A 20,935-nucleotide genomic window follows, 5' to 3' on the forward strand; every position below is an offset into this window, starting at 1 on the left:
TGCCCGGTGCAATGGCTGTTCAACTTGCCGATCGTGCTCTGGCGCCGGCTGATGCTGATCCTCCAGGGGCTGTGGGCGCTGCTCTGGCTGATCGGCAGCGGCATTGCCGCGCTGTTCGGTGGCGGCGGTACGATCGGCAGCCGGCTGGCGGCAACGATCGGGGGCCCCAAGGGGCTGCGCATGGTGTTCGCTGTGCTGCGACTGCTCCTGCCCAATCTCGTCCTCCACCGCGCCATCATCACCGCCTATCCCAGCAACGGCTTTACCGCGCTCGCGACACGCCGGGCGGATGTGATCGACATCCTGAGCCGCGATGCCGATTTCGGCGTGGTCTATGCGCCGCGCATGGAGATGATCACCGGGGGCGAGAACTTCTTCCTCGGCATGCAGGATACGCCCCGCTACACTCGCGACACCTCGAACATGCGGCTGGTGGTACGCCGCGACGACGTGCCCGAGATCGTCACACCCTGCGCTTCAGATGCCGCCAAGGCGCTCGTGGCGATGCTGCCCGGCGCGATCGACGTGCCCCAGGCGCTCACCATGCCGGTCGCGCAGAAGCTGCTCGACGTATATTTCGGCACACCCGGCCCGTCCGAAGCGGCGATGGCGGAATGGACCAGCCTGCTCTTCTGGTACCTGTTCATCGATCTCCAGGCCGATCCCGATCTCGATGCGCGCGCCACTGCGGCGGCGGCCAGTTTCCGCAGCTGGATGGACGGGCACATCGCGGCGCGCCGACAGGGGCCGCCCAAGGATGACGTGCTCGGCCGCTGCCTCGCCATGGGCGACGCGAAGCTGCCGGGCATGACCGATCTGGATGTTCGCAACAACCTGATCGGCCTGCTGATCGGCGAACTGCCGACGCTATCCGCCTGCGCCAATCTCGCGCTGGACGAGTTGCTCGATCGCCCCCGCGCGTTCGCCGCGGCCTGCGCTGCCGCGCGGGCTGGCGACGACGCGACGCTTTCCGCCTATGTGTTCGAGGCACTGCGCTTCCGCCCGCTCAACCCGCTGATCTATCGCCGGGCGATGCACGACACCGTTATCGCGGGAGGCAAGCTGCGCCGCCGGCGGGTCGCCAAGGGCACCATCGTGATGGCATCGAACCTGTCGGCGATGTTCGACCCGCTGGCGATCGCCGATGCCACCGCCTTCCGCACCGATCGCCCCTGGGAAGCCTATATGCTGTGGGGATCTGGCATGCACAGCTGCTTCGGCGCACACATCAACCGCGCCGTGTTGCCGGCGATGCTCAAGCCGTTGCTCGCCATGCCCAATCTGCGCCGCGCGAGCGGTGCACGGGGGCAGATCGACAAGGGTGACACACCCTTCCCCCAGCATTTCCATCTGGAGTTCGATGCATGAAGGCGCCGGGCGTACCTGCGACGATGTGGACCTTTCAGCCGATGATCGACAGCGAGACGACACGGCTTATTGCGCGCCACTATGGCCTGGACCTGACGGAACGCGACCATCTGCTGCTCTCCGCCCTTCTCCTCGCAAGGCTGTTCGGCGGCAGCGGAAAGGTCCCGCTGCTGCGGAGCAAGGGGGCCGCGCTTACCGGGCCATTTGCGGTCGCTCAGCATTTTGATGCGGCGCTACCGGCTGTCGACCGCCTGATCCCGAACACACCGCCGCTTTCCACCCAGGTGGCGAGTGACTGGCAGCGGTATAATGACGTGCTGGGGACCGCTGTCGCCGTATACGCCTATTTTTATCTGCTGCCCCAGCGGGCACTCATGCAGCCGATCTTCGCCGAGCCGGTCCCATGGATCGAGGCAACCCTGTTGCCGCTGACCTATCCGATCCTGCGCGCGATCATCACCTACGGCCTCAAGCTATCGCCGGCAGCGGCGGCGGCAGCGGCAGATACGATCCGGACCAGCTTCGACGCGACCGATGCCCGTATCGCCGACGGCCGGCGCTTTCTGGCGGGCGACCGGCTCACCCTTGGCGACATCGCGCTCTGCGGCGCCGCGGCACCGCTGCTGCTGCCGCGTGGCTATGGCGCGCTGATGCCGCCGATCGAAGCAATGCCCGCCCCGCTGCGCGGGCTTATGGAACAGCTGCGCGCGCGCCCCACCGCGGCCTTTGTCCAGCGCCTCTATGATTCCGGATTCGACGGTAGCTGAGCGCACGCTTTGGTTCGGCCGAGAAGCAGGTGGTGCAGGGTGCCTTCGCATCGTTCAGAGCCGCCCCGGGTCCAGCCGGCGGCCCTCGCCTGACGCGGCCGACGTACCCCCCGCAGCATCCGCTATGACCTGAATTGCACGATCTGCGGGGCGCATTCGCGAGCGGCACAACGCGTCTATCGCAGCCCTTGCAGACCTCCTTGGCGACACCCTAGCGTCGGCAACAGCTTGCGAGCCACTGTTCAGCGGAATCGCGACCATCGTTAATTGACAAATTGATTTACTTATTTGATGACAGGCGTGCGCTAGCGGGCGAACCGCCACGTTCAAAGGAACGGGCACTGCTCCGCGGTAATGCGGCAAGGAGAGGCCTGGGGAATGACACGAACCCGCTGGAAAACTGCAACGCGCCTGCGTCCGCCGCGGATTGCGCTGTTCGGCGCCGCTGCGTGGCTGGCATGGCTGCCCGTCGCGCAGGCGCAGGCGCAAGCACCCGTAGACCGCGCCAATCCGCTCGTCGGCACCGCGCCGCTCGACCGGCCCGAATGGATCGGCAACGCGCCGCCGGCCGGGGAACCGCTCTATTCTGGCATGACATCGCCCGGCGCGCGGCTGCCGCACAGCTCGGTTGAGGCAGCACCGGTCAACGTCAATGTCGAGCTGAGCTATCCCTGGGGCGTCCCCACGCCCTATTACTATACCAACCCGACGATGATCGGCTTTACCGGCGGCGGCGGCCCCACCTATGGCGCGCGGGCCCAGCCGATCCTCATGCCGGTGGTCGGAGACTGGACGGTGCCGCCGGTCTATACGGAGGCCACTTACGACAAGGCGCAGGAAACCGCCGCGCCCGGCTATTACTCGGTCTTCCTCAACAGTTTCCAGACTAGGGCCGAGCTGACCGCGACGCAGTGGACCAGCCTGATGCGGTTCACCTTCCCCGAAACGAAGCGCGCGCACCTGATCCTCAACCTGTCGGGGCGCGGCGGCACGGTGGAGATCGTCGGCGATCATCTCGTGCGCGGCATGGCGGCCGGCCCGCGCGAGGAGGATGTACGCGACGGCCGCTACTTCGTCGCCGAATTCTCCAAGCCGTTCGCCGCCCACGGCACCTTCCGCAAGGCGCCGGGCACCAGTCGCGGCTATGGCATCGGCGACAAGGACGTACAGCCCGGCGCCGCGCGGATCGAAGGTCAATTCGCCGGCGCCTATCTCGACTTCGCCACCCGCAAGGGCGAGACCGTGCTGGTCAAGATCGCGCACGGCACCAGCTATGCCGAGGCCGAGCAGCGGCTGCGTGCCGAGAACCCGGGATGGGATTTCGACGGCGTGCGCGCCAAGGCGCGCGCGGCATGGGCAGGGCTGCTTGATCGGGTGCAGGTGAGCGGCGGCACGCCCAAGCAGCAGATGCTGTTCTACTCGACGCTGTTCCAGTCCTTCACCAGCCCCCGGCTGGTCGCGCGCAAGGGCGAGCGCTTCACCGACGCAAAGGGCCAGGTGCAGACCGCCACCTATGACCGCTACGGCCCGGTGCCCTTCTGGGATACCGGCCGCAACCAGATCGTGTTGCTGGAGCTGATGGAGCCCGAGGTGGTGCAGGACATCATGCGCTCCGAGCTCGACATGGCGCGCGAGCGCGGCTTCATGAACACCTCGTTCCATGGCGACAATGCCGTGTTCCTGTACCTCGGCGCAATGAAGCGCGGCATCCCGTTCGATTATGCGGCCGCGTACGAATATCTCCGCCGCAACGCCACCGATCCCAAGGGCCCGCGTGACTATCTCGCGGAATATGACCGGCAGGGCTGGATCGCCGACGAGATTCCGCCGGGCAATCCCAGCCCGCCCTATGCCGGGGGCAAGGCGGGCGCGGCGACGACGCTGGAATATGCCTGGGACGATGCCGCCATGGCCGACATCGCGGCGCGGCTCGGCCACAAGGACGATGCAGCCCGCTTCGCCAAGCGAGCGCTGAACTATCGCAACGTGTTCGATCCGACGATCGGCTTCGTCCGAGGGCGAACCGCCGACGGCAAGTGGATCAGGCCCTTCGATCCGGCCGAGCCCTATTACAACTTCATGATGAAGGAGGCCTCGGGCTGGTCGACGCTGTGGCTGGCGCCGCAGGACGTGCAGGGCATGATCACCGAGCTTGGCGGCCGTGATGCATTCAACGCCAAGCTCGATGCGTTCTTCGCCACGCCCTACGCGCCCAAGGGCATCTGCCGCGACTGCACCGGCGTGATCGGCCAGTTCGTCCAGGGCAACCAGCCCGACCAGCACGCCCCCTATCTCTACGCGTGGAGCGGCCAGCCGTGGAAAACGCAGGCGCTGGTGCGCCAGGTGCTCGAGCAGCTCTATGGCAGCGACGCCAGCGGCTATGGCTATCCCGGCATGGACGATCAGGGCGCGACTTCGTCCTGGTATGTGATGAGCGCGCTGGGCTTCTACCCCGTGGACCCTTCGAGCGACGTCTATGTGCTCGGGAGCCCGATCTTCGATCGCGCGACGTTGAAGATGGGCAACGGCAAGGTGCTGGAGATCGTCGCCCGCAACAACTCGGCGGCCAATCGCTACATCCAGTCGGCGACGCTAAACGGCCGCTCGTGGAGCAAACCCTGGTTCCGCCATGCCGATGTCGCGAACGGCGCGCGGCTGGTGCTGACCATGGGGCCGAAGCCCAACACCGCCTGGGGCAGTAGCCCCGCCGACGCCCCGCCCTCGCTCTCGCGCCCTTGAGGAGCCGCCCCATGCGCAGCCTGATCTACGCCCTCGCTTTGGCGGCCCTGCCCGCATCCGTTGCCGCCCAGCCGGCATCGGCTCCGCACTCCGACGCGGTCTATACCGGCGCCATCACCACCCGCTGGGGCAAGGCGGTGACGCCCGACAATGCCTGGCGCAGCTATCCGCGGCCGCAATTCCAGCGGAGCGCGTGGCAGAACCTCAACGGCCTGTGGGACTATGCGATCACCCCCGCCGCGGCGCCGCAGCCGGTGCGGATGGACGGGCAGATCCTCGTCCCCTTCCCAGTCGAATCCCGGCTCTCGCGGGTGGCGCGCAAGGTGACGCCGGACGATCGCATCTGGTATCGCCGCAGCTTCACCGTGCCCAAGGACTGGGCCGGGCAGAACGTAATGCTCAACTTCGGCGCAGTCGATCACGACGCCCGCATCTGGGTGAACGGCGCGATCGTCGGCGCGCACCAGGGCGGGTTCGACAGCTTCGGCTTCGACATCACGCCCTTCCTGAAGCCCGGGGCCAACGAGCTGGTGGTGCAGGTCGCCGATCCGACCAGCGCCGGCAGCCAGCCGCGCGGCAAGCAGATCCTCGCGCCCGACGGCATCTGGTACACCGCGGTCAGCGGCATCTGGCAGACGGTGTGGCTGGAGCCGGTGTCCGCGCTCCACATCGACGACATCCGCGCCACCCCCAATATCGATACCGGCAAGGTAGATGTCGATGTCGCCCTCAGCGCCAGCGCGTCGGATACCGACGCGGTGCGGCTCAGCGTCCGGTCGGGCGGCAGGACCGTTGCATCGACGATCATGCGCGCCAACCGCCGGGCCAGCATCGCCGTGCCCGACGCGCATCTCTGGTCGCCCGAAGACCCGTTCCTCTACGATCTCGTTGCCGAGCTGGTGACGGTGCGTGACCCCTATGCCGGAGAACCGGAACGCGATCGCCGCGCCTATGACGCGCGCTTCACCAAGGGAGAGATCGACACCTATGCCGCCGCCCAGGTGACCGGCGCCCCGCGGGACCGGGTGAATGCCTATTTCGCGATGCGCAAGATCTCGGTCGGCCCCGGCACGGTGCCCGGTCAGCCGGCGCTGCTGCTCAACAACAAGCCCTATTTCCAGAACGGCGTGCTCGATCAGGGCTGGTGGCCGGACGGGCTGCTCACGCCGCCCAGCGAAGTCGCGATGCGCTATGACCTGGAGTTCCTGAAGCAGGCGGGCTTCAACATGGTCCGCAAGCACATCAAGGTCGAGCCCGCGCGCTATTATTACGACGCCGACCACATGGGCATGCTGATCTGGCAGGACATGCCCTCGGGCGGCGGCGAGGACCAGTTCGTCACCGGGTCCAGCCAGAGCCAGGCGGTGCTCTCGTCCGAGGTGATGGCCCAGCAGCAGGTCGAGCTGTCGCGGATGATCGGGCATCTCCGTGCCTTCCCGTCGATCGTGCTGTGGGTGGTGAACAACGAAGGCTGGGGCCAATATGACTCCGCGACGCTTGCCCGTTTCGTGAAGGGCATGGACCCGAGCCGGCTGGTCAATGCCGACAGCGGCTGGCTGGACGTCGCGCCCGGTGCGTCGGACGTGTTCGACATCCACACCTATGAAGATGTGCCCCATGTCCCCACCCGCCAGAGCGACCGCGCGATCGTGATCGGCGAATATGGCGGAGTCGGCCAGCCGATCGAGGGACATCTGTGGCGCAACGACAAGCGCTGGAGCTATCAGGTGACCAACGACTCCGCCGACTATCTCGCCCGCTATCGCCGCAAGTTCGCGGAGATCGTCCGCCAGGCCAGGGTCCATGGCCTCAGCGCCTCGGTCTATACCCAGACGACCGACGTCGAGGGCGAGATCAACGGGCTGCTGACCTATGACCGCGCCGTCGCCAAGGCCCCGGCCGAGGCGTTCGCGACGATGGCGAAGCCGCTGTGGGACACGGACCGCCCCGCGCGCGGTGGGAATGACGGACGCAAATAGCAGCGCCGGTCGGCAAGGGCGGTCAGTCGATGGAGCCGGCGCGCGCGAGCCGCAATGCCGCGACGGTTCCCACCCCGCCTGCGGCCGCGATGATCCAGCCCGGCGCCGCGAGCGCGCCGCTCGCCGAGATGAGGAGTGCGGCAGCGAGCGGCCCTAGGCCGCTCAACAGAGTGAAGCTGATGTTGAGCGACAGCGCGACACCGCTGAATCGGTGCCGGGGCGGAAACAGCTCGGCGAGCAGGAACGCGAAGGTGCCGTTCGCGCCGGCAACGGCCAATGCAAGGATCGGAAGCAGAATCACCAGTGACGCGGTGCCGCTGGCCAGGCGCTGGAAGGAAAGCGGCGCGCCAACCAGCAGCGCGGCCGAGGACAGCAGCAGCAGGCGATGCGGCCGGACTCGGTCCGCGAGCCACGCCGCCGCGAGCAGCGCCGCCGACATGACGAGGAGCGCGACGTTGACGGCGACCGCGATCTCGCCAGCCGGATACGACAGTATCTTGGTGAGGTAGGCCGGCATATATCCAAATAGCAGGCCATTGAAGGTCGCGGTGGGTGCGGTGAGCGCGACGCCGAGCAGGACCGATCGCGGCTGCAGCCACAGCACGTCGCGGACCGGCCGCCGGGCCACATCGCCGCGAAACGCCTCGAACACCGGCGTCTCCCGCAGGCGCCGGCGCAGCCACAGGCTGGCAAGTCCCAGCAAGCCGCCCAGCACGAACGCGACGCGCCAGCCGAAGCGCAACAGAGCGGCGTCGCCGAGCGTCAGCGTCAGCAGCAAATGGAGGCCGGAGGCCAGCAGCACGCCGACATTGACGAGCGCGAAGACGACGCCGCAGGCAAAGACCGGCCGGCGACGCACGCTCTCCACCACGAAGGTGATGGCGCCGGGCAATTCGCCACCGATGCACAATCCCTGCACGACGCGCAGCACCAGTAGCCCCATGGTGGCGGCGATGCCGGCGCCGGCATAGGTCGGCAGAAGCCCGATCGCGAGCGTACTGCCCGACATGGTGGCAACCGTGACCATGAACACGATCTTCCGGCCGTAGCGATCGCCATAATGGCTGGAGATCATCCCCCCGATCGGCCGCGCCAGATAGCCGGCGGCAAAAATCGCCAGCGCAAGCGTAAGGGCAAGGGGATCGTCCGCCGGGAAGAAAGAAGCAGCGATGGCCGGGGCAAAAATACCATAGACGATGAAGTCGAAATATTCGAGCGCGCCGCCGAGCGCAGCCAGCACCACCATCCGCCAGCTTTCGTCCGGTGCCCGCGTTCGGACATCGACCATCACGGGTTCACGCATTGCACATCCCTGTTCGGCTTGGCGGCCGCCCTCACGGCGCCCTTCCTGAGCGACTGTACCGTGCGCAACCCGGTTTTCGTGCGCATGTCATCCTCGTAACGGCTGGTTACGGGTGTAGCAGCCCGCCCACGGCCCGCAAACGAAGATGGCTTGAGGTCGCGCACCTGAACCGCGACCGTGACAAGACGCGCATCGATTCGGCGGCCATGCCTGTCATCGCCGCGCGCGTGCATCCGCACAAGATACAGCGCGATCGAAAATCCCGTGGAATACGGCCGGGCCGATGTTCCACGAACCCGTCGGCGCCTGCAGTGATCAAGCCGCTGCGGCGTCCGAATAGCGCATTGCGGCAAGATCGCTGAGGAGATCGGGGCCCTGTGGCTGCCATCCCAGGCGCTCCTGCGTCCACCTGCTCGACGCCGTCATGTCGAGTGCGGCGAATGGCGCCATCCAGCCGAAATGATGATCGGCCTCCGCCGAGGTGATCGAGCGGACCGGCAGCCCGGTGCCCTTGCCGATCGCCTCCGCAATGGCACGTGCATCGACGCCCTCCTCGGCAGATGCATGATAGCGCGCGCCCGGCTGCCCCCGTTCCAGCGCCAGGACATAAAGCTTTGCCACATCACGGATGTGCGCCGCGGCCCACCGCGTCGTCCCCTCGCCCAGATAGGCGATAGCGCCCGCTCGGCGCGCCTCGGCAACCAGCGGCGTGATCAGCCCTGCTCGGGTGGTGTCGTGCACCTGCGGCAGGCGGACCATACGCACGTCGATCCGCTGCGCAGCCAGTGCCGCGCCGGCCAGCTCGGTCGCGATGCGCGGATTGCCATGCGAGGGGTTGAGGATGTCCTCGGTCGCCGGCCCGCCCTCCAACGGGGTGCCGCTACCCACGCCGGAGGTAATCAGGATCGGCTTGGTCGTGCCCACGAGCGCCTCCCCCATTGCGGCGATGTTGCGCGCGTCCTTGCGGGTATTTTCGACAAAGGCCGCGAAGTTGTGGTCGAACGCGCAGTGGATGACCGCGTCGGTCGCTGCCGCGCCGCGGGCAAGCGTTTCGGGCTCTTCGAGGCTTCCCCGATGCACCTGAATGCCTGCAGCTTCTAGCTGCTGCGCCCCCGCATCGGAGCGCGCCAGCCCAAGCACCTGATGGCCGCGGTCGAGCAGTTCGGGAATGATGTGGGATCCGATAAAGCCGGTCGCGCCGGTGAGGAATATGCGCATCGAATTCTCCTTCCGGAAGCCATATCCCCTGCGCGAATAACCGGTTAAAGTAGTGACGTTATCCTAGTATAGCTTCCAACAGGATCTTCGATGACGAGTGATGCGCCCAATCCGCTCGGCGCCTATTTGCGGGATCGCCGAACCCGCCTGGATCCCGCTGCGTTCGGGTTCGCCGGCGGTCGGCGACGCACGCCGGGGCTTCGCCGCGAGGAAGTGGCGAGCCGGGCCAATATCAGCACAACCTGGTACACATGGCTCGAACAGGGGCGTGGCGGCGCGCCGTCCGCCGACGTGCTCGATCGCATCGCCAAGGGACTGATGCTGACAGAGCCCGAGCGCGAGCACCTCTACATGCTGGGGCTAGGGCATCCACCGGAGGCACGATACCAGCTGGTCGACGGCATCTCGCCGCGGCTGCAGCGCGTGCTCGACGGCATGGCCCTGAGCCCGGCGATCATCAAGACCGCGATGTGGGACGTAGTGGGCTGGAACCGTGCGGCGACGGTGCTGCTGACCGACTATGCGAAGCTGCCGCGCGAGGACCGCAACATCCTGCGGCTGATGTTCGGCAGCGACCGTGTGCGCGCGAGAAATGCCGATTTTGACAGCATGGCGCGCTTCGTTGTCGGCGCGTTCCGCGCAGACGTGGCGCGCGCAGGTGCCAGCTGCAGCGCCGAAGTCACCAGCCTGGTCGCCGAGTTGTGCCGCATCAGCCCCCTGTTCGAGGCGCTATGGGAGGACAACAACGTGGTGTCACACGGCGAAGGTGTGAAGCATATTCATCACCCGAAGGCGGGGCTTCTGGCGATGGAATTCTCTTCCTTTGCGGTGGAAGGACGGCCCGAGCTCGGCATGATCATCTACAATCCAGCCTCAGCAGCGGACGCCGCGCGACTACGAACGCTGCTTGACGTGCACGAAGACTGACGTTGGTGGATACGATGCCGGCGGCGGATAGCAAAGGTCGATCCGGCGCCGGTAACGGGGCGACCCGGCGAAGATGCGGCCGCGGACCCATCCTGTCCTTTCCGAGTTTTCCGCCGACAGCTCTGAAGGAGGTCGCGATGAAAACCCGGAACGCAGTGATCCTTGGTGGCCTTCTGGCCGGCGCCGTTACCACGGCGGCAATGTTCGCAGGCCGCAAGACCGGTACCCTCGGCAAGACCCTCGATCGCGATTCGGTCGACTGGATCGATGGCCTGACCGGATCACGCGCGGTGATCGGGGACGCAGGCACCAGCGCCGTCGAACTCGCGAACCACCTCAGTGCTTCCGTTGCCTTCGCCGCCTTGTACCCGCCAATGCGTCGGGCTCTTCCCTCCGTGCCGCCGGCGGTGCTTGGGGCGCTTTACGGGACCGCACTCTATGTCGTAAATATCGCCGGCGTCGCGCCCCTCCTCGGCATCACCGAAGGCGAGGTCAGGGCGGGATCGAGGAAGGCGGTCGAACGCTGGTCGGTCCACCTGCTGCAAACCATCGTCACCGCCCTGGCGATCGAGCATCTTGCCGACGATCTAGACCGACCATCGAGAGAAGTGGCCAAGGCCTGAGGGAACGGGTACGGCGCGCCGGCCTGTCCCGCGCATCACACGACGATCAGCCACAAGGCCGGACCTCGGGCCTGAACGCCGCGTGCTCGGCACAGCCACGCTGCGGGCAGCAAGCACCAACGCTGCTGCGGATGCATGCGCGCCGAGCGTATAGGCCTTGCTCAGCAGAATATGGCCAACGTCATTGCGCTTGGCCAACCGCGATGAGCAACGGCCCGGGTGCTGGCTATCGGGTCAGCGTTGGCGTGGCGATCAGTTGATCGATGGCCATCGCAATATCGACTTGCCGGAACGGCTTGGCGAGTTGCGGGAGCGGCAGATCCAGATCACCGCCAGCATAGCCGGTGACGATGAGGATCGGCATCTGCGGGTGCCCCTCCCGGATACGCTCCGCCACTTCCGCGCCGTTCATCCTGGGCATCATATAGTCCGATACCACGGCATCGATCTGGATACCGGTGCGCAGTTTCGCCAGCGCCTGCGCACCGCCGGCGGCTTCGTGCACCTCATGGCCAAGTTCGCGCAGCATCTCCGCCGTGCCCCGGCGAACCAGTTCCTCGTCGTCGATCAGTAGCAGCCGGAGCGGCCGCACCGGCTTGCGAGCGGCGGAAACCCGCGCCGTCGACAGGGCCGGCCCCGCGGTGGCGACAGGCAGATACAGGTCCGCACGGGTGCCTTGGCCGACGCTGCTCTGCAGCTCGAATGCCCCGCCGAGCTGCGCTGCCAGCCCGTGCACCATCGACAGGCCGAGACCGGTCCCTTTCCCGACATCCTTGGTCGAAAAGAAGGGCTCCACCGCCTTGGCGAGCGTCACCTCGTCCATGCCCGCGCCGGTATCGATCACCGAGATACGGATATAGGCACCGGGGTTGAGCTTGCTCGCCCTGTCGGGGCCGAGCACCACGCGATCCGCGGCGATGGTCAGCACGCCGCCGCCCTCCATCGCATCGCGGGCGTTGACGCAGAGATTCAGGATGGCGAGTTCGAGCTGGTTGGGATCTGCGATGCCGGCGGGCAGATCATGCACGGGCAGCATGCGCAGCTCGATCGCCGGCCCGATCGAACTGGCGATCAGGTCGCGCATTCCCTCGAAGAGTTGCGCGATGTCCACCGCGCGGGTTTCCAGGGCCTGCCGACGGGCGAAGCCCAGCAGGCGGCTGACCAGAATCTTGGCGCGCTCCGCCGACTGCAACGCGCCGTCCAGCAACCGTGCCGAACGGGGATCGTCGGCGCCGTAGCGCCGGTTCAGCAAATCCAGCGCGCCCGTGATCGGGGTCAGCAAATTATTGATATCGTGCGCGACGCCCCCGGTCAGCTGGCCGATCGTCTCCAGCTTCTGCGCTTCGTGCAGCTGGGCGATAACCGTCTCGCGCTCGGCGACGGTCGCGGTGACCCGCGCTTCCAGCCCCTCGTTCAGCTCGCGCAATTCCTGCTCGGCGCGCTTCCGCGCCGTCACGTCCTGGAAGATGACCGCGACCGCCTTGCGGCTGGAGGGTTCGATGCGGAATGCCGAGAGTTCCAACTGACGCCGGGTGGCGACCAGTTCGCGCTCGAACCGAATGGGTTCTCCGGAGACGAGCACCTGGCGGTACAGGGCAACCCACCCCTCGGCCTCATCGGGCACCATCTCGCGCACCTTCTGGCCGATGACGTTGGCGATGCCGGTGTGCCGCTCATATGCGGCATTGGCCTGGACGTGGACATAGTCGGAAAGCGCGCCTTCCGGGCCGTCGAGAAACTCGATGACGGCAAAGCCCTCGTCCATCGTGTCGAACAGCGTGCGATACCGAGCCTCACCCTCGCGCAGTTCGGTGAGGCGGCTGCGCGCCTCATATTGCCGCTTGCGCGCCCGCAGCGCCGACCGCGCCAGGCTGATCAGCGTGGTCGGATGGAAGGGGCGTTCGAGGAAGGTGACGTTGCCGAGGACCTCCAGATAGCGCACCGCAGCCGGATTGCGCTCGAGACCGCCGCCCCGGGTGGTGAGCAGCACGAAGGGCAGGTCCGACCATTCCTCCTGGTGCGACAGCCAGTCGGCGAGCGGATTGAGGTCGGCGCTGGTGATCGCCTCCTCCGTCACCAGCACGAAGGCCGCACCGGCATCCAGCTCCGTGATCAGCGCGAGCAGCGACGCGCAGGCGGTCGCTTCGATACCGCCTTCGCTCAACATCGCGGCGGCGATCGTGGCGTCCCGTCCGCGCGGGGCAAGCACCAATGCCCGCTCCGAAAACGTGCTGTGCTTCACGTTTCGGGATCGTCGAGCAGGGTCGCCTCGCCGACCATGACCGGCACCCCGCGGAGCACGCCCTGGAAGTTGGCCAGGGGCGGCCCGAGGGAGAGTCCGCGCTCGCCGATGCGATATTCGCGGATCGTGTCCTCGTGCGGCCCCGTGCGCTTCTTGACGACGGAAACCGCGCGCCGCACCCGACCCAGCGCTTCGAAATAACGCAGCAGAATGACGGTATCGGCTAGATAGGTGACGTCCACCGGCGACTTCATGTCCCCGACCAGGCCGTGCTGCGCCACCGTGAGGAAGGTGGTGGCGCCGCGGCGGTTCAGATACTGGAGCAGCTCGTGGACGTGGAGCACGAGGGCGTTCTCCCCCGGCATTGCCGCCTGATAGCCGTTGAGGCTGTCCAGCACGACGGTGCGCGCGCCATGGGTCTCGACGCAGACGCGCACCCGTTCGGAGAACTCGCCTGGCGTGAGCTCGGCGGCATCCACCTGTTCCAGCACCAGCGCCTCGGCGTCGATCATCGCCTGCAGGTCGATGCCCAGGCCCTTGGCCCGTTCGATCAGCAGCCCGCGCTCCTCGTCGAACACGAACATCGCCGCCCGCTCGCCGCGCGCGATGGCATTGCGCACGAAGGTGAGCGTCATGATCGACTTGCCGGTGCCTGCGGGGCCCAGCACCAGCACGCTCGAACCCCGCTCGACGCCGCCGCCCAGCAGCGCGTCGAACTCCGCCATGCCCGTGCCCAGCACCGTGCGATCAACGGGCCGCTTGTGTTCGGCCGATACCAGCCTGGGGAATACGCGAACGCCGCCGGTCTCGATCGCGAAATCATGGAAGCCACCACGGAACCGCCGACCGCGATATTTGATCACCCGCAGCCGCCGGCGCTCCGCCCCATATTCGGGGGCAAGCTCCTCAAGGCGCACGACGCCGTGCGCGATCGAGTGGACGGTCTTGTCGTTCGCGTCGGTGGTCAGGTCGTCGAGCATCAGCACCGTGGCGTTCTGCCGCGCGAAATAGTGCTTTAGCGCCAGGATCTGCCGGCGATAGCGGAGCGAGCTTTGCGCGAGCAGCCGGATTTCGGACAGGCTGTCCAGCACGACGCGATCGGGGCGGACGCGTTCGAACACGTCGAAGATGCGCCGGGTGGTCTCCCCGAGTTCCAGGTCCGAGGAGTAGAGCAAGCTCTGCTGCTGCTCCTCGTCGAGCAGGTTTTCTGGCGGTACCAGTTCGAACAGCTCAAGCCCCTCCAGGCCCCAGCCATGCGCCGTAGCGGTGGACCGCAACTCTTCCTCGGTCTCCGAGAGGGTGATGTACAGGCAGCGCTCGCCTGATGCCGCGCCCGCGCGCAGGAACTGCAGCGCGATCGTCGTCTTGCCCGTGCCGGGACTGCCTTCGAGCAGGAAAACGCGCCCCCGCTCCAGGCCGCCGCTCAGCACGTCGTCGAGACCAGCGATTCCGACGGTCGCTTGCAGGTCGGCTACAGTCATATGGTCTCCTGCGGAGCGTCCGGTAGCGGGTGCTTTGCAGGCGAGCCCGCCTCCCACTCGACGGCACGAAATTGCGTTTGCCTTCCGCTCGTTAGCAAGTGGGAGTCGATTGCGATAGACCCCCGGAGTTGTAGTGCCTGGGACAGGGTTCCGAGGCGCCTTTGTCCGGCGCTCACGTGCGCTTTGCGGCACTGATCGGCACCGTCTGGCCGATCGATGGATATGACCTGTTCAACTCGGCATATGTCTCGCCCTACGTGCCGTGAAAGCAGCGTTTGGCTATGGCACCCTGCTCATGGTGAAACACCGCTACGGACGGGCCAATGATGGGAGCCTGGCTGGGCATCGGGGACGAGGCTGGTGATCGCCGCCTCGGCCCAGCGCATCACTCGTTCGACCGGTGGGCGCACGAAATGGCGAACCTGCGGGGTGATGCGCTTCCTGATCCGCGCACCCGACGTTGACGCGCTGCCGCCTCGTCAGTGGCGCGGCAGCGGCTGATGACCTACCGGCAGATGGTACATGACAGCAAGGTCGTCGCGGCGATCCACGGCTTGTCCGCACATCGGGCAGACCTCGAAATGCCGCAGTTCGTCCGCCGCCCGGCTTTTCGCTGCCGCTCGGGAAGGGCGCACGTCGTGTAGAGGTACTGCTGCGAAATTCATCATCGACCATCCCCGGGTTAGCGTTTCCTTTACTTATAGAGGCTAACCGGTGTGATCGGGTATATCGCGCGAAATATGTTGTCGCGCAGGCGGAGCGCGCCCTTCTTTCGCAGAGCCAAGGACCTCGCCCGCGGCGGACAATCGGCCCTGGCGCCCTCGAACCCGGTGCCGGGGACGTTTGGCCGGCCGCATGACTTGTCATCGTCAGGGAACGGCCACGTCGCTGCAGCATTTTGCTGCAGATGAAAGCCGCGTCATGAAATCCGTACTGATCGTCGAGGACGAAATCTTCATTGCGATGGAGATCGAGCGGATCCTCCAGGATGCCGGCTATACAGTAGTCGCGATTGCGGCGGATCAAAGCGAGGCGCTCGCCGCCGCAGCGGCAGCGGACGTCGCCTTTGTCGATCTCAATCTGCGCGATGGCCCGACGGGCCCCGGGCTTGCGCACGAACTTGCGAAGACGTTCGGGGTGCGGATCGTCTATGTCACGGCCAATCCGAACCAGATCGAGCGACCGGCACCCACTGCCGTCGGCTATATTCGCAAGCCATTCTCCGAAGAAGCAATCGTTACGGCCGCCGCGATCGCGGCGCGGCTGGAGACGCCGGCAGTTGCGCACCAGGACGTGATCAGCCTTTAGGAGAGGGGCGCTGCTACCGGTGCAGCGCCGCGGCGGGGAGATCAAGCTCCAGCCGCAAGCCTTCGACCGCCCAATCCCGCGCGATCCGGCCACCCAATTGCTTGATCGCGCTGAGCTCGATCAGCTTGGTGCCGAACCCGTCGTTCGTTGGCGCGCTGACAGGCGGTCCGCCGCGCTCTCGCCATTCGATGCGGACACGCGCATCCGCGGCCATGATCGATATCTGCACATCGCCTTCGGGAGACGACAGCGATCCATATTTCGCCGCATTGGTCGCGAGCTCGTGAAACAGCAGCGCCAACGGCGTGGCGGAACGGTCGTCGATCGTTGCATCGTCCCCGACAATGACGATACGCCCGGCATAGGGGTCGAGCAGTTCGGCCAGCATGTCGGTCAGGCTGTCTTGCACGGCGCTTGGCCTTGATGCTTCGCTGTGCGGCCGCACAAAGTCATGCGCGCGCCCCAGCGCCAGGATGCGCTCCCGCAGATCCTCGGCTGCCGGCTTGATTTGCGGATGGTGGCGCGTGGAGAAGCTGATCAGCCCGCTGATCACCGCGAAGATGTTCTTGATGCGGTGACTGAGTTCGTGCGCGACGATCTCCCGCTGGGCCTGGATCATCTTCTGATCATGTATGTCGGTGCAAGTCCCAAACCAGCGGGTGATCGCGCCGTCCCGGTCGCGGATCGGAAGCGCCCTGCCCAGCGTCCAGCGATAGGTGCCGTCCGCATTCCGCAGACGATATTCGATCTCATAAGGCGCCCCGGTTTCCAGCGAGTGGCGCCAGGCAGACCAGGCTTTGGGCTGGTCCTCCGGGTGGAACATGCCGTTCCACCCCTCCCCGTCGGTCGATCCGGCCGGCATCCCGGTAAACGCGTACCAGCGTGCGTTGTAGTAATCGTGGAACCCATCCGGACGGGTCGACCAGACCATCTGCGGCATCGCATCCGCCAGGATCCGGAACTTGGCTTCCTGCTCGTCCAGCTCGCGGTCGGTGCGGCGTGATGCGCGCCGGGCATGCAGCAATGCCATGATGTTCGCAGCCAGCACGACCAGGCCGTCGCGCTGGAGCGCGGTCAGTCCGGCACGGGGCTCGCGGTCGATGACGCACAGTGCGCCGAGCTGGACCTGGTCGTCCGAGACGAGGGGGGCGCCTGCGTAAAACCGGATATGGGGGTCGCCGGTTACGAGCGGGTTGTCGACGAACCGGGAATCCTTGGTGGCGTCGGGAACGACCATGATCTCGGTACCGAGCATGGCATGCGCGCAGAAGGATGTCTCGCGCGGCGTTTCCCCGACGTCCAGCCCGGTTCGAGCGGGGAACCACTGCCGCTCGCTTTCGACGATGCTGACCAAGGCGATCGGCGCCGAGCACAGGGCCGATGCAAAATCGGTGATCCGCGTCAATTCCGCGCTGCCGATCAGCTCTGCCAACCCGAAGCCTTGAAGCGCCTCGTTCCGACCAGCCTCTTCCATGAAGTATGCGCTCTCGAATTCGTCGGTCATGCGCGGAGCGTCTTTTCCTATATTTCCGTGAGGCCAAAGAGCGTGCCACGTCGCGAAAACGTTGTCGGCGGCATCACTTGTCGGGAACTGCAGCTAATTCGAGCGGCATCAGAGCACCGTATTCTTCCTCTCGCGGCTTCGGACGCCAACCCGACGGCGCCTGCGCCATGATCCTTCTTTCGCGCGGCCGTTTCGAAGACCGCATTCGTTAACGGACTTGCATAGATCAGGTTCCTTTCGGTGCAGCGCACGCTGCGCCCGTTGGGAGCATCCGGGATCGGCGAATCCTGCTCGTTCGGGTTCCCGCCTGTGCCGCGCAGTGACGGGTTCTTGCCGGCTCAAGCGATTCCGTCGATGACCCCGGCGCCGCGGGGGGCATATTTCGCACCGGCGATAGCGCTGTAGGCCACGTCGTGGACTGCATTCCCGGTCCCCTCCAAGCGGACCGTGGCAACGTTGCGCTGCACGCGCACGACGGAGACAGGTTCATCGTGCCCCCTCAGGAACACCGACACGGTAGATCCATCGCCGAGTGCCAGCTCGACATTCTTGATGATTTCCTGACCAGCCACACCATCTTCTCCATGCATTGTGAAGTCTCCTCCGGTCCACAATGGACGTGGTACCGCTAACGCCCGTTAATGCTGGATGATGCGACGCAGCAACTTCTTAGGCGGCGACATGATGGTTAAACGGGTTGAAGCATGACTGCTTTATGCCATCTCCGCTGGAGGATGCGAATTAAGCGAACGCCTGCCGTAAACACGCGCTGGATTCGTTTCAGGATTGCTCCGGAAAATTGCCTGAGCGCCGCTTCACAGCTCCCCCAGCCGCCTCCATAGTCGGAGAATTAGCGGCTTCTACCTATCACGTCACTTGGACGGTTAGCGTGCCGCACGGTGCATGTAGTGTTGAGCGGCAAAGCCGCAGCCCCAGAGAGATCTGCGACGCATGCTCGTAAGGGACGGCTAGACGTCCTTGGCGGTCACCTGGATGGGCTCGGCGAAGTTCGGACCTTCGCGGTCGATGATGTTCCGCACGGCGCGTTCGATCGCGGCTCTGTTGGCGGTGAAGATTGCATGGGGAAGCGCGTGGGCGATGCCGGATTCGTCGAGTCTCTCCAGCGCGGCATGCTCGACCTCGACATGGACGCTACGGCTGGCACCTGCATTTCGGTAGGACCATCGTGCTTCCGTCATCGGCATCTGAAAAGCGACAATTCCCACGACGTTCCCTCTGCTGTTGCAAGAGGGGGTGCCTATCGTGTCTTCCATCCTCCACCTGCACTTAGGGAAATCGCGTAAGTTACCGGATGAGCACACCTATCGGAGTTCCGTCGCGCAATTGCCGGTTCGCCGCGCGCAGCACGCGCGCCGGGGTCAAACGTCTCGCACCGTCACCCGCACCGGCTGAACAAAGCTCGGCCCCTCGCGATCGATGATGCGGCGGGCTACCTGCTCGACGACCTGCCTGTTGCCGATCAGGGTCGGCGTCGTCACGTATTTGGCCGATCCGGAATAGCTCAAGCGGAGCAGCGCGCGAAGTTCCACCTCCACGTCCACAAGGCGGCCGGACGCCTCGTCCGCATAGGACCAGACGGGATGCCCAAGGGGCATCTGAAAGGTGACGGTGCCGGCGCTAAGCCGGACGACATCGGGCCCGCTCATCCCTGTTGCAGATCCCAGCGAGCGGCGACTTCGTCGATGGTTCGGAACGCCAAATCCTCGAGCCCCTCGGGCACGGCGACCGCCACGTCCCAATTATGCGGGAAAGGCCAGTCCGAGGCGGCAGGCCGCGGGAGGTGGAAGCCCAACTCCAGATCTTCGTCGCCTGCGCTAAGGCTTGCGGCCACCCGCTCCAGTTCGTCACGGATCTCATCTGCACTGTGCTGCGATCTGCTCAAAGCCCCAACCCCGGCTAACGCTGATTGCGCTTCCATCGGCCAACCCATGATGTTGATCGATATCGCATTTCTACTAGTCAGCCTCGACTCGCCGCAGACCTGCTCGCCGCCGTTACGCGCGCCCACCCCGACGACGCGGCGTAGCCCCACGTCCGTTAACCACGGCGGCGGCGAAAGACTGCTGGTGCCTTTATAGGTCCCGAGATGGATCTCGCGCAGGCCGATGCATCATCGGGACGTTCCAGAAACGGGCTCGCACCCACTTCAACGATGGTTTCGTCGGTACCGGTGCTTCCGCAAAAAAGTCGCCCATATCGGCCCAGGAACAATTTAGAGAAGGCATCATTTCTAGGAGCAGGCGCTCACCGGGGATGTCGATGCGTGAATTCGACCTATATTACTGGCCGGTGCCATTCCGTGGCCAGTTCCTTCGCGCCATTATGGCCTTCGCCGAGGCGCGATGGACCGAGCATGATGCGGACGCGATCGCCGCGTTGATGGATCGGCCTCCTGCCGAACAACCTATCGCGTTCATGGGACCCCCGATCCTCGTCGACCGGCAACGCGACTTCACTCTGTCGCAGATGCCGGCGATCGCCCTGTATCTCGGCGAACAGTTGCACCTGCTGCCCGCAGCGCCGGAAAGCCGCGCGCTCGCCGCCAAGGTGGCGAACGACGCCAACGATGTGATCGACGAGCTCACACTCGATGGCGGGCGCGAGATGTGGACGCCGGAAAAATGGGACGCCTTCGTACCGCGATTGCAAAAGTGGATGCGCATCTTCGAAGCGCTCGGCGAACGCCATGGCCTGACGGCCGATACAGGCTTTCTTCTCGGCACGGCGGAGCCTGGCGTCGCGGACTTGGTCACCGCCACGCTCTGGTCCACCATGGCAGATCGCTTTCCGAAGATTGCCAGGCTGGGCGAGCAGACGGCGCCCGCGATCTGGGGTCTTGCTCGCCGGCTGCAGGAAACGCCGCGCCTCGCCGCGCTGAAGCAGAAGAGCCTGTCCGACTATGGCGACGCCTATTGCGGCGGCGAGATCGAAGCGTCGCTGCGCAAGGTCGCCGGCTGACCATGGCGTGGCAAGCGCACCAATGCCCGCGACCATAGCTGATACGCCAACATACCCGGTTACCCCCGATGGCCGGTACTTCGTCGTGCGGGGGCGGCTGTGGCGGAGAGCCAACCCCACATTGTCGCAGGCGCTTCGAACGGAACTTGTCCGAGCGCTGATGGCGGCGCGGCGCGCGGTGGGCGTTGCGCGGCGGAAGCAGGACTCCGCGGGCGAGGCGAAGGCACGGGCGGCCGTGGATCACGCCAAGCGCCAGCTCGGCGAGCGCGGGCCGCCGTGGTGGGAGGACGGCGCTCCCGACTTCAACCGTCACCTCGCGCGCAACACGCCCTATGCCAACTGGTACGAGGGTCTGGAGGCTGCCCGCCCCGCCGACCGGGTGGGAGCAGACCGCAGTTGAGCGGCGCGTAGCGGCAGGTGACGCGCGGCGCGGTGGCGTCGCCGAGCGGGTAAAGAAGGCCGAGTTTAACAGCGGCAAGCGTGTCGGGGTCCCGACC

At 66.0% G+C, this 20,935-nt stretch carries 19 protein-coding genes; 9 read left to right on the forward strand and 10 right to left on the reverse strand.

Going from position 1 to position 20,935, the window contains the following annotated elements:
- Positions 1 to 6: 6 nt before the first annotated feature.
- From ABIC35_RS02950 to ABIC35_RS02965, 4 genes are all read left to right on the forward strand, one after another.
- A complete protein-coding gene (locus tag ABIC35_RS02950; RefSeq protein WP_121071648.1) occupies positions 7 to 1,368 on the forward strand; it encodes a cytochrome P450 in 1,362 nt (453 codons plus the stop codon).
- On the forward strand, positions 1,365 to 2,135 hold the full coding sequence (locus ABIC35_RS02955; RefSeq protein ID WP_121071649.1) for a glutathione S-transferase C-terminal domain-containing protein: 771 nt from the start codon (positions 1,365 to 1,367) through the stop codon (positions 2,133 to 2,135). Before ABIC35_RS02950 ends, ABIC35_RS02955 begins: the two co-directional genes overlap by 4 nt.
- Before the next feature lie 378 nt (positions 2,136 to 2,513).
- Positions 2,514 to 4,874 (forward strand): GH92 family glycosyl hydrolase, encoded by a 2,361-nt coding sequence (locus tag ABIC35_RS02960; RefSeq protein WP_121071650.1) that lies wholly within the window; start codon positions 2,514 to 2,516, stop codon positions 4,872 to 4,874.
- 11 nt (positions 4,875 to 4,885) lie between these two features.
- A complete protein-coding gene (locus ABIC35_RS02965; RefSeq protein WP_121071651.1) occupies positions 4,886 to 6,853 on the forward strand; it encodes a glycoside hydrolase family 2 protein in 1,968 nt (655 codons plus the stop codon).
- Between the two features lie 22 nt (positions 6,854 to 6,875).
- Here the strand turns inward: ABIC35_RS02965 and ABIC35_RS02970 are convergent, their stop codons facing one another.
- Positions 6,876 to 8,156, reverse strand: coding sequence for an MFS transporter (locus ABIC35_RS02970; protein ID WP_220667307.1), 1,281 nt, complete (start codon positions 8,154 to 8,156; stop codon positions 6,876 to 6,878).
- A gap of 315 nt (positions 8,157 to 8,471) precedes the next feature.
- A complete protein-coding gene (locus tag ABIC35_RS02975; RefSeq protein WP_121071654.1) occupies positions 8,472 to 9,374 on the reverse strand; it encodes an SDR family oxidoreductase in 903 nt (300 codons plus the stop codon).
- Between the two features lie 90 nt (positions 9,375 to 9,464).
- Between ABIC35_RS02975 and ABIC35_RS02980 the strand changes: the two genes are divergently transcribed.
- Together ABIC35_RS02980 and ABIC35_RS02985 are read left to right on the forward strand one after the other, a co-directional pair.
- Entirely contained in the window at positions 9,465 to 10,301 is an 837-nt protein-coding gene (locus ABIC35_RS02980) for a helix-turn-helix transcriptional regulator (RefSeq protein ID WP_121071655.1), read from the forward strand.
- 137 nt (positions 10,302 to 10,438) lie between these two features.
- Positions 10,439 to 10,924, forward strand: a complete 486-nt coding sequence (locus ABIC35_RS02985) for a hypothetical protein (RefSeq protein WP_121071656.1) — start codon at positions 10,439 to 10,441, stop codon at positions 10,922 to 10,924.
- A gap of 226 nt (positions 10,925 to 11,150) precedes the next feature.
- Here ABIC35_RS02985 and ABIC35_RS02990 read toward each other — a convergent pair whose 3' ends face one another.
- The 3 genes from ABIC35_RS02990 to ABIC35_RS03000 form a co-directional block, all read right to left on the reverse strand.
- Positions 11,151 to 13,166 carry a response regulator gene (locus tag ABIC35_RS02990; protein WP_354278254.1) on the reverse strand — a complete coding sequence of 672 codons (2,016 nt, stop codon included), beginning with the start codon at positions 13,164 to 13,166 and terminating at the stop codon, positions 11,151 to 11,153.
- Positions 13,163 to 14,647: an ATPase domain-containing protein gene (locus tag ABIC35_RS02995; protein WP_121071657.1), complete on the reverse strand. Its 1,485-nt coding sequence runs from the start codon at positions 14,645 to 14,647 to the stop codon at positions 13,163 to 13,165. Before ABIC35_RS02995 ends, ABIC35_RS02990 begins: the two co-directional genes overlap by 4 nt.
- A 479-nt stretch (positions 14,648 to 15,126) precedes the next feature.
- Complete coding sequence (locus ABIC35_RS03000; protein WP_220667308.1) at positions 15,127 to 15,315, reverse strand: hypothetical protein; 189 nt, start codon at positions 15,313 to 15,315, stop codon at positions 15,127 to 15,129.
- Positions 15,316 to 15,568: 253 nt separating this feature from the next.
- Here ABIC35_RS03000 and ABIC35_RS03005 point away from each other — a divergent pair, with 253 nt between their 5' ends.
- Positions 15,569 to 15,955 (forward strand): response regulator, encoded by a 387-nt coding sequence (locus tag ABIC35_RS03005; RefSeq protein ID WP_121071658.1) that lies wholly within the window; start codon positions 15,569 to 15,571, stop codon positions 15,953 to 15,955.
- 13 nt (positions 15,956 to 15,968) lie between these two features.
- On the opposite strand, the gene ABIC35_RS03010 is transcribed toward ABIC35_RS03005, so the two are convergent.
- The 5 genes from ABIC35_RS03010 to ABIC35_RS03030 all read right to left on the reverse strand — a co-directional run bounded on the left by ABIC35_RS03010 (position 15,969) and on the right by ABIC35_RS03030 (position 19,512).
- Positions 15,969 to 17,459 carry a sensor histidine kinase gene (locus ABIC35_RS03010; RefSeq protein ID WP_121071659.1) on the reverse strand — a complete coding sequence of 497 codons (1,491 nt, stop codon included), beginning with the start codon at positions 17,457 to 17,459 and terminating at the stop codon, positions 15,969 to 15,971.
- Positions 17,460 to 17,797: 338 nt separating this feature from the next.
- Positions 17,798 to 18,049: a hypothetical protein gene (locus ABIC35_RS03015; RefSeq protein WP_121071660.1), complete on the reverse strand. Its 252-nt coding sequence runs from the start codon at positions 18,047 to 18,049 to the stop codon at positions 17,798 to 17,800.
- Between the two features lie 378 nt (positions 18,050 to 18,427).
- Complete coding sequence (locus tag ABIC35_RS03020; RefSeq protein ID WP_147425790.1) at positions 18,428 to 18,658, reverse strand: hypothetical protein; 231 nt, start codon at positions 18,656 to 18,658, stop codon at positions 18,428 to 18,430.
- A gap of 180 nt (positions 18,659 to 18,838) precedes the next feature.
- Positions 18,839 to 19,126: a hypothetical protein gene (locus tag ABIC35_RS03025; RefSeq protein WP_121071662.1), complete on the reverse strand. Its 288-nt coding sequence runs from the start codon at positions 19,124 to 19,126 to the stop codon at positions 18,839 to 18,841.
- Entirely contained in the window at positions 19,123 to 19,512 is a 390-nt protein-coding gene (locus tag ABIC35_RS03030; RefSeq protein WP_121071663.1) for a hypothetical protein, read from the reverse strand. Before ABIC35_RS03030 ends, ABIC35_RS03025 begins: the two co-directional genes overlap by 4 nt.
- Before the next feature lie 290 nt (positions 19,513 to 19,802).
- On the opposite strand from ABIC35_RS03030, the gene ABIC35_RS03035 reads away from it, so the two are divergent.
- Positions 19,803 to 20,438, forward strand: coding sequence for a glutathione S-transferase (locus ABIC35_RS03035; protein WP_354278259.1), 636 nt, complete (start codon positions 19,803 to 19,805; stop codon positions 20,436 to 20,438).
- Positions 20,439 to 20,460: 22 nt separating this feature from the next.
- Complete coding sequence (locus tag ABIC35_RS03040; protein ID WP_121071664.1) at positions 20,461 to 20,838, forward strand: hypothetical protein; 378 nt, start codon at positions 20,461 to 20,463, stop codon at positions 20,836 to 20,838.
- Positions 20,839 to 20,935: the final 97 nt, after the last annotated feature.

Origin of the sequence: Sphingomonas trueperi, from assembly GCF_040545965.1 — a bacterium.
GTDB classification, from domain to species: domain Bacteria; phylum Pseudomonadota; class Alphaproteobacteria; order Sphingomonadales; family Sphingomonadaceae; genus Sphingomonas; species Sphingomonas trueperi_C.